Below are 8,013 nucleotides of genomic sequence, written 5' to 3'. Positions count from 1 at the left end.
AGGGCCGGGGGACAGGAGGCCGGGGCGCCGCCCGGGGCGGGGAAAGGAAAAAGGGGCCCCGCCCCCGGGGGAGGGGGGGCGGCGCTCCGCTGCCGTCATACGGGTGCGCGCGGTCAGTGGGCGACCGGGACGAACGGCGCGAGCGCCGCCGCCAGCTCCTCGTGGACGCGCGCCTTGAGCAGGGTGCCCTCGGAGGTGTGCTCCTCGGAGAGAACCTCGCCGTCGGCGTGGACCTTGGAGACCAGACCGCCGTGGGTGTACGGCACGAGAGCCTCGATCTCGACCTCGGGCCGGGGAAGCTCCGCGTCGATGAGCGCGAGCAGCTCCTCGATGCCCTCGCCCGTACGCGCGGACACCGCGATCGCGTGCCGCTCGATGCGCAGCAGGCGCTGAAGCACGAGCGGATCGGCCGCGTCGGCCTTGTTGATCACCACGATCTCGGGCACGTCGATCGCGCCCACATCACGGATGACCTCGCGCACGGCGGCCAGCTGCTCCTCCGGGGCGGGGTGCGCGCCGTCCACCACATGCAGGATCAGATCGGAGTCGCCGACCTCCTCCATGGTGGAGCGGAACGCCTCGACGAGGTGGTGCGGCAGATGCCGGACAAAACCAACAGTGTCGGCCAGGGTGTAGAGCCGCCCGCTGGGCGTCTCGGCCCGCCGGACAGTCGGGTCCAGGGTGGCGAACAGGGCGTTCTCCACCAGGACTCCGGCACCGGTGAGGCGGTTGAGCAGCGAGGACTTCCCGGCGTTGGTGTAACCGGCGATCGCGACCGACGGCACCTTGTGACGCCGGCGCTCCTGTCGCTTGATCTCGCGGCCGGTCTTCATCTCCGCGATCTCCCGGCGCATCTTCGCCATCTTCTCGCGAATCCGCCGCCGGTCCGTCTCGATCTTGGTCTCACCGGGGCCTCGGGTGGCCATGCCGCCACCGCCGCCGCCGCCCATCTGGCGGGAGAGCGACTGACCCCAGCCGCGCAGCCTGGGCAGCATGTACTGCATCTGCGCCAGCGCCACTTGGGCCTTGCCCTCACGGGACTTGGCGTGCTGGGCGAAGATGTCGAGGATCAGGGCGGTCCGGTCGACCACCTTGACCTTGACGACGTCTTCGAGGTGGATCAGCTGTCCGGGGCTCAGCTCACCGTCGCACACCACCGTGTCCGCGCCGGTCTCCAGGACGATGTCCCGGAGCTCCTGGGCCTTGCCCGAGCCGATGTAGGTGGCCGGGTCCGGCTTGTCACGGCGCTGCACGACGCCGTCGAGCACCTGGGCTCCGGCCGTCTCCGCGAGCGCGGCCAGCTCCGCGAGGGAGTTCTCCGCGTCGCGCACCGTGCCGGAGGTCCATACGCCGACCAGCACCACGCGCTCCAGGCGAAGCTGCCGGTACTCGACCTCGGTGACGTCCTCAAGCTCGGTGGAGAGGCCGGCCACGCGCCGCAGCGCGGCGCGCTCGGCGCGGTCGAGCTGCTCGCCGTCCCGCTCTCCGTCGACATCGTGGCTCCAGGCGACGTCCTCTTCCATCAGGGCGTCGGCCCGGAGGCCCTCGGCTCGCGGCTGGGTCGAGCCCTGCGCGCGCTGCTCGTCAAAGCTCTGCTCGTCCTGGGAAGGGGAAGAAGAGGAGGTCATTGGATCCTTACGTCGATGGGTCATTCCGGGCCGCCGCGGACCGGTAATCCGGTGCGCCCCACATCAGTCACAACGCGTGACGGTCTTCGATGATTCCCGTGGGACACGGTCGTCGGAATCCCGCCGTCGCGGCGTCGCCGACGTCCTCGATGGTCCCACGGTGGCCAGGGGGCCGTCACCCCGGTTTTCACGGGGCGGTCGCGGGCGGGGCGTGATGTCCGGCCCCGGCACCGGTGCCGGCACCGGTGCCGCCGCCGGCCGGGTCCGGGCCCTTGGTCTTCGCAGGGGCCGCGCTGGTCCAGTCCGGGTGCCCGGGCATCGGCGGTGTGCGCTCCCCGTACAGCCATCCCCGGAAGAACGCGGTGAGGTCCCGCCCGGCGATCTCGGAGGCGAGCCGGATGAAGTCGGCGGTGCTCGCCGTGGAGTCGCGGTGGTCGCGCACCCAGGTCCGTTCCAGCCGGTCGAAGGCGGCCTCGCCGATCGTCTCCCGCAGGGCGTACAGGACCAGCGCGCTGCCGTCGTACACCACCGGGCGGAAGAGGCTGATCTTCTTTCCGGGAGCGGGGGGTCTCGGCGCGGCGGGCGGGCCGCCGTCGGCCCGCCACTGGTCGGAGCGGCGGTAGGCCTCGCGCAGCCTGGTCTCCATGAGGTGGCCGGACTTCTCCTCGGCGTAGAGCGCCTCGTACCAGGTGGCGTGTCCCTCGTTCAGCCAGAGATCGGACCAGGCGCGGGGCGAGACGCTGTCGCCGAACCACTGGTGGGAGAGCTCATGAACCATGATCGAGTCGACGTACCACTCGGGGAACGCCTTATTGGTGAAGATCCGGCGTTCAAACAGGGACAGCGTCTGCGTCTCCAGTTCGTATCCGGTGTCGGCGTCCGCGATCAGCACCCCGTAGTTCTCGAAGGGGTAGGGGCCGACCTTCCCCTCCATCCAGCTCAGCTGCCCGGGGGTCTTCCGCAGCCACGGTTCCAGCCTGGTGAGGTCCTTGGCGGGGACCACGTCGCGCACGGGCAGCCCGCCCGGGCCCTCGCGGGTGGGGACGGCCGAGGAGCCGATGGAGACCTGGGCCAGCTCGGTGGCCATGGGGTGCCGGGTCCGGTAGGACCAGGTGGTGGTGGCCCCGTTCTCCCGCTTGGCGACGCGCTCGCCGTTGGCCACCGCCGTCAGTTCGCTGGGCGCGGTGACGTGGAAGGTGAAGTACGCCTTGTCGGCGGGGTGGTCGTTGGAGGGGAAGACCCGGTGGGCGGCGTCCGCCTGGTTGGCCATCGCGAGCCCGTCGCGGGTGATCACCCAGCCGCCCGCCTCCCCCCGGGGATCGCTGGTGTGCTCGACCGTGATCCGTACCCGGGAGCCCGCCTCGACGGGCAGGAAGGGACGTACGACGAGGTCCTCCTCGGCGGTGGCGAACTCGGCGGGGAGGCCGTTGACCCTCACCGCGCCGACCGTGCCGTGGGTGAAGTCCAGATTGATGCTCTCCAGCCGCTGGGTGGCCCGTGCCTCGATCCTGGTGACGGCGTCCAGCGGGGTGGTGTTGCCGCCGCCGTAGGTGAAGGCGATGTCGTACGCCACCACGTCGTAGCCGGGGTTGCCGAGGTACGGGAAGAGCGCGTCGCCGATGCCGAGGGGCGCGGGGGCCGGCGGGGGCGCGGCGGCGATCAGAGTGGCCGAGGCGACCGCCAGCACCGCGGCGCGGAGCCCGCGCCGGGCCCCGGGGGTCGGGGATCGCCGCGCGGGCGAGGGGGTGGGATCGGGCAGCATGCACTACCGCTACCAGTGCGCGCCGCGCCGGTCGTGGCGGCGCGCGCCGCGCCACCCGAACGGGGTCAGCCGGCCGCCGCCGGATGCTGGGTGCGGCTCACGTCGTACACCCCGGGCACATCGCGCATGGCGCGCATCAGGGCGGAGAGTTTGGCCGCGTCCGGCAGTTGAAGCGTGTAAGTGTGCCTCACCCGCTGTTCGGTGGGCGGCTCCACGATCGCGGAGACGATGGCGGCGTCCTCGGCGGCGATGGCTTCGGTGAGGTCGGCGAGGAGCCGGGGCCGTCCGAAGGACTCCGCGACCAGGGTGACCCGGCAGCCCTCGGCGTCGTCCTGCCGGCCGGAGGCGGTGTCCTCGGCGGTGGGGCGGTCGGGGCCGTGGGTGAGGAGCGCGGGCCGGCGGGGCGCGGCCGCCGGGGGCCTGGTGCCTTCCGGGTGGGCCTGGAGCCAGGTGGTGATGGCGATCCGGGCGGCGGGGGTGCGCGCGTGGTCGAGCCAGTCCGGGGAGGGGCCGGAGGCCGCGTCCTGGGCGTCCGGCCCCTCCCCGGAGGAGCTCTGGGCGCCCTCGTGGCGGCCGTCGTGGGCGAGCAGCAGCTGCACGGTGTCGCCGTCGCTCAGCTCGGTGCTCAGTGTGGCGAGCCGTCCGTTGACCCGCGCGCCGATACAGCAGTGGGCCTGTTCGCCGTACTGCGCGTAGGCAGCGTCGACGCAGCTCGCGCCCGCGGGCAGGCCCAGGGAGCCGCCGTCGGCGCGGAAGACGGTGATCTCGCGGTCCTGCGCCAGATCGGCCCGGAGGGAGGTCCAGAAGGCGTCGGGGTCCGGTGTCGACTCCTGCCAGTCCAGCAGTCGGCAGAGCCAGCCGGGCCTGGTGGGGTCGGCCCGCTCGCCGTCGGCCGGTTCCGCGCTCTCCACGGGGACGTAGGGGTTTCCGAGGGCGATCACTCCGGCCTCGGCGACCTTGTGCATCTGGTGGGTGCGAATGAGGACTTCGGCGACCGTTCCACCGGGGCCGGCGACGGCGGTGTGCAGCGATTGGTAGAGGTTGAACTTGGGGGCGGCGATGAAGTCCTTGAATTCGGAGATCACCGGGGTGAAACAGGTGTGGAGTTCGCCGAGGACCCCGTAGCAGTCGGCGTCCTCGCCGACGAGGACGAGCAGCCGGCCGAAGTCGGTGCCGCGCAGTTCGCCGCGTTTGAGGCTGATCCGGTGGACGGAGACGAAGTGGCGCGGCCTGATCAGGACTTCGGCGGGGATGCCCGCTTCGCGGAGCACGGTACGGAAGCCCTCGGCCATGATGTCGAGCGCCGCGCCGCCCGCGGCGTTCTCCTCGATCAGCAGCCGGGTCCGCTCGTACTCCTCGGGGCGCAGGATCGCGAAGACGAGGTCCTCCAGCTCGGTCTTGAGCGCCTGTACTCCGAGGCGCTCGGCGAGCGGGATGAGGACGTCGCTGGTGACGCGGGCGATACGGGCCTGTTTCTCGGGGCGCATCACTCCGAGGGTGCGCATGTTGTGCAGCCGGTCGGCGAGTTTGATCGACATCACCCGGACGTCGTTGCCGGTGGCGACGAGCATTTTGCGGAAGGTCTCGGGTTCGGCGGCGGCCCCGTAGTCGACCTTCTCCAGTTTGGTGACCCCGTCGACGAGATACGCGACCTCGTCGCCGAAGGCGGCCGTGACCTGATCGAGGGTCACTTCGGTGTCCTCGACGGTGTCGTGGAGGAGTGAGGCCGTCAGGGTGGTGGTCTCCGCGCCGAGTTCGGCGAGGATGAGGGTGACGGCGAGGGGGTGGGTGATGTACGGCTCGCCGCTTTTGCGGAACTGTCCCCGGTGGGACGACTCGGCCAGGACGTACGCCTGATGGAGGGTCGCGAGATCGGCGTCGGGGTGGTGCGCGCGGTGCGCCTCGACGACATGTCCGATCGCGTCGGGCAGCCGGTCGCGGCCGACGGGTCCGAGGAGGGCCGCGCGGCCCAGCCTGCGGAGGTCGATCCTGGGACGGCCGCGCCTGCGGCTGTGGGCGCCAGGGTTGGCGGCCTCTGCACTCATGGGGGGACCTCCGGGCGGCATTCGACCGGCGGTGGGAAGAGCAGGCGTGCCCTCCGGGCCGGTGCTTGATGCTACCGAGCCCACCACGTGGAGCAGTCCCGCTCTCGCCGAGCGTGAAACGGATCACCCATTCGAGCGAAGCTCTATGGGGCCGTGATTGAGCCGCTCACCCTGTGTCGTGACCCTGGGCGCGGTGGGACGGGAGGGGCGAGGCGGGTGGATCAGCGCAGGCGGGCCACTCGCCAGACGGCGAGCGCGACCAGCAGGGCCGCCACTCCGACGTACAGCGCGAGGACGCGCCAGTCGGGGCGCTCCCCGGTCCCCCGGGCCGGCAGCCCGGGCCAGGTGTGGCCGACTCTGCGGGCGGCCATCACTCCCCAGCCGGCGGCGCAGCAGCTGATCAGCAGGCCGAGCATGGCGACGACCGCGCCCCCGCCGGTGCTGAAGGCGAGGGGGAAGCCGAACATCAGGGAGCCGACCGCGGCGAGGATCACGATGGGCGCGAGCTGCCAGATGCGCAGTCTGCGCGGCGGGCGCAGCTCGACCTCCACCTCGCCCGGGAGGGCTCCCTGGTCCTCGGGGCCGTCCGGGCTGAGACCGGGCGCGCCACCGCTCGCCGTGCCGCGCTGTTGCTGGTCTGTGTCGTGAGGGCCGGCCTCCATCGCCACGCGCCCTCCCCACTCGGACTCCACAGTCGATCGTCTCGATGATGGCACGGCCCGGAGCGCTGACATGACGGGCAGGGCGTCCCGATGCCATCACGTGATCAGGCTGTAACCGCTCGTTCGATCAACGCCAGCGCCTGCCCCGGAAGTTCCCCGCGGTCGGCGACGGCACCACTGAGCCAATGCACCCGTGGATCCCTTCTGAACCATGAATCCTGGCGGCGCGCGAAGCGTTTGGTGGCGCGCACGGTCTCGGCGCGCGCCTCCTGTTCGGTGTATTCGCCCGCCAGCGCCTTGAGGATCTGCTGGTAGCCGAGGGCGCGTGACGCCGTGAGCCCCTCGCGCAACCCCTGCGCCTCCAGTGCGCGGACCTCGTCGACGAAACCGTCCTCCCACATCCGGTCGACGCGCCGGGCGATGCGCTCGTCGAGTTCGGGCCGGGCCACGTCGACGCCGATCTGGACGGTGTCGTAGACGCTGTCGTGGCCGGGCAGATTGGCGGTGAAGGGCTTGCCGGTGATCTCGATCACTTCGAGGGCGCGGACGATGCGCCGGCCGTTGCCGGGGAGGATCGCCCGGCCCGCCTCGGGGTCGGCGGCGGTGAGCCTGGCGTGCAGCGCGCCGGGGCCCTCGGCGGCGAGTTCCGCCTCCAGCCGGGCGCGGATCGCGGGGTCGGTGCCGGGGAATTCGAGGGTGTCGATGGCACCGCGCACATAGAGGCCGGAGCCGCCCACGAGGACCGGGGTGCGTCCCTCGGCGAGCAGCCGGTCGATCTCGGCCCTGGCGAGCCGCTGGTACTCGGCGACATTGGCGGTCTCGGTGACGTCCCAGACGTCGAGGAGGCGGTGGGGGACGCCGCCGCGTTCGCCGGGCGTCAGCTTGGCGGTGCCGATGTCCATCCCCCGGTACAGCTGCATGGAGTCGGCGTTGACGACCTCGCCACCCAGTTGCGCGGCGAGGTGGACGCCCAGATCTGACTTTCCGGCCGCGGTGGGACCGACGACGGCGATGACCCGCGGTGCGGGAGCTGCACTTCTCACCGCCCCAGTCTCGCAAACCCGCGGGGATGTCCCCGAACGAGCGAGGTGACGGCACGGCGGGGGCTTCGTTGGCTGTTGCGAGGTTCCGAACGCCGGTTTCCCGACCGGCACCCCGCCGACGCGGCAGCAGGGCACTTCGGGCGGCGCGGAACATCACTCACACGAGTAGGCTATGGAGTAAATATGGGTGTGTTTGCACGGTTCCTTCGTCGGTCCAAGGCCGCCAGGGCCACCGAGGACGCCTCGGCAGGGGAGAAGACCGCCGGCGGTCTTGCGGTGGAGCCCGAGGCCGGGAGCGGGGAGAAGCCCGAGGCGTCGAAGGACGCGCCCGGGGAGAAGGCGGCGGCCGGGGCCACCGAGGCCGATGAGGCCGAGGGGTCGGCGGCCGCGGTCTCCGAGGGTGTGGAGATTCCCCGGCAGCAGTCGGCCGGGGAGGCCGCGGACCGCGAGGCCGGCGAGGGCGCCCGTAAGTAAGCCCCACGAGAAAGGTGCCCCATGGGCCTCATGGACCAACTGAAGGCCAAGCTCGCCCCGGCCAAGGAGAAGGTTTCGGACCTGGCACAGCAGCACGGGGACAAGATCGGGCAGGGCCTCGACAAGGCCGCGCACGCGGTCGACGCCCGCACCAAGGGCAAGTACACCGACAAGATCGAGTCAGGCACCGGCAAGGCCAAGGAGGCGCTGGACCGTATCGCGCACAAGGACGACGGCGGTACTCCCCCGCCGCCGCCCCGCGCCTCCTGAACGCGGGCTGACCGCCTCGGCGGTCGACCGACGCCGGGCGGGAGCGGGGGGGGACGCTCCCCCGCCGCCCGCCGGTTTGGGGGGGCGGGGGCCCCCGGGTTCCCCCGGGCCGGGCCCGCCCCGCTCTCC

Annotated in this window: 7 protein-coding genes; 2 read left to right on the top strand and 5 right to left on the bottom strand. The window is 72.0% G+C overall.

Annotation, left to right across the window (positions count from 1 at the left end; genetic code table 11):
• Positions 1–113: 113 nt before the first annotated feature.
• The 5 genes from hflX to miaA form a co-directional block, all read right to left on the bottom strand.
• A complete protein-coding gene (gene hflX / locus IE247_RS22550) occupies positions 114–1,628 on the bottom strand; it encodes a GTPase HflX (RefSeq protein WP_190125054.1) in 1,515 nt (504 codons plus the stop codon).
• Between the two features lie 187 nt (positions 1,629–1,815).
• Positions 1,816–3,390 (bottom strand): M1 family metallopeptidase, encoded by a 1,575-nt coding sequence (locus IE247_RS22545; protein ID WP_190125053.1) that lies wholly within the window; start codon positions 3,388–3,390, stop codon positions 1,816–1,818.
• 65 nt (positions 3,391–3,455) lie between these two features.
• Positions 3,456–5,435, bottom strand: a complete 1,980-nt coding sequence (locus tag IE247_RS22540; RefSeq protein ID WP_190125052.1) for an HD domain-containing protein — start codon at positions 5,433–5,435, stop codon at positions 3,456–3,458.
• Between the two features lie 221 nt (positions 5,436–5,656).
• Complete coding sequence (locus IE247_RS22535) at positions 5,657–6,097, bottom strand: hypothetical protein (RefSeq protein WP_190125134.1); 441 nt, start codon at positions 6,095–6,097, stop codon at positions 5,657–5,659.
• Between the two features lie 104 nt (positions 6,098–6,201).
• The gene (miaA, locus tag IE247_RS22530; protein WP_190125051.1) at positions 6,202–7,140 is read right to left on the bottom strand and encodes a tRNA (adenosine(37)-N6)-dimethylallyltransferase MiaA; all 939 of its coding nucleotides are present in this window, start codon (positions 7,138–7,140) and stop codon (positions 6,202–6,204) included.
• A gap of 183 nt (positions 7,141–7,323) precedes the next feature.
• Here miaA and IE247_RS22525 point away from each other — a divergent pair, with 183 nt between their 5' ends.
• Both IE247_RS22525 and IE247_RS22520 read left to right on the top strand, forming a co-directional pair.
• The gene (locus IE247_RS22525) at positions 7,324–7,614 is read left to right on the top strand and encodes a hypothetical protein (protein ID WP_190125050.1); all 291 of its coding nucleotides are present in this window, start codon (positions 7,324–7,326) and stop codon (positions 7,612–7,614) included.
• A 21-nt stretch (positions 7,615–7,635) separates the two neighbouring features.
• On the top strand, positions 7,636–7,884 hold the full coding sequence (locus tag IE247_RS22520) for an antitoxin (RefSeq protein ID WP_190125049.1): 249 nt from the start codon (positions 7,636–7,638) through the stop codon (positions 7,882–7,884).
• The last annotated feature ends 129 nt before the right edge of the window (positions 7,885–8,013 follow it).

The organism is Streptomyces inusitatus (assembly GCF_014651115.1).
GTDB lineage: Bacteria > Actinomycetota > Actinomycetes > Streptomycetales > Streptomycetaceae > Streptomyces > Streptomyces amakusaensis.
This window is presented reverse-complemented; position numbering and strand designations above follow the sequence as displayed.

What these genes read in the sequence shown, in the direction of transcription:
- IE247_RS22545 (WP_190125053.1), bottom strand. Translation starts at nt 3,390, where the DNA reads ATGCTGCCCGATCCCACCCCCTCGCCCGCGCGGCGATCCCCGACCCCC.
- IE247_RS22520 (WP_190125049.1), top strand. Translation starts at nt 7,636, where the DNA reads ATGGGCCTCATGGACCAACTGAAGGCCAAGCTCGCCCCGGCCAAGGAG.
- IE247_RS22535 (WP_190125134.1), bottom strand. Translation starts at nt 6,097, where the DNA reads ATGGAGGCCGGCCCTCACGACACAGACCAGCAACAGCGCGGCACGGCG.
- hflX (WP_190125054.1), bottom strand. Translation starts at nt 1,628, where the DNA reads ATGACCTCCTCTTCTTCCCCTTCCCAGGACGAGCAGAGCTTTGACGAG.
- IE247_RS22525 (WP_190125050.1), top strand. Translation starts at nt 7,324, where the DNA reads ATGGGTGTGTTTGCACGGTTCCTTCGTCGGTCCAAGGCCGCCAGGGCC.
- IE247_RS22540 (WP_190125052.1), bottom strand. Translation starts at nt 5,435, where the DNA reads ATGAGTGCAGAGGCCGCCAACCCTGGCGCCCACAGCCGCAGGCGCGGC.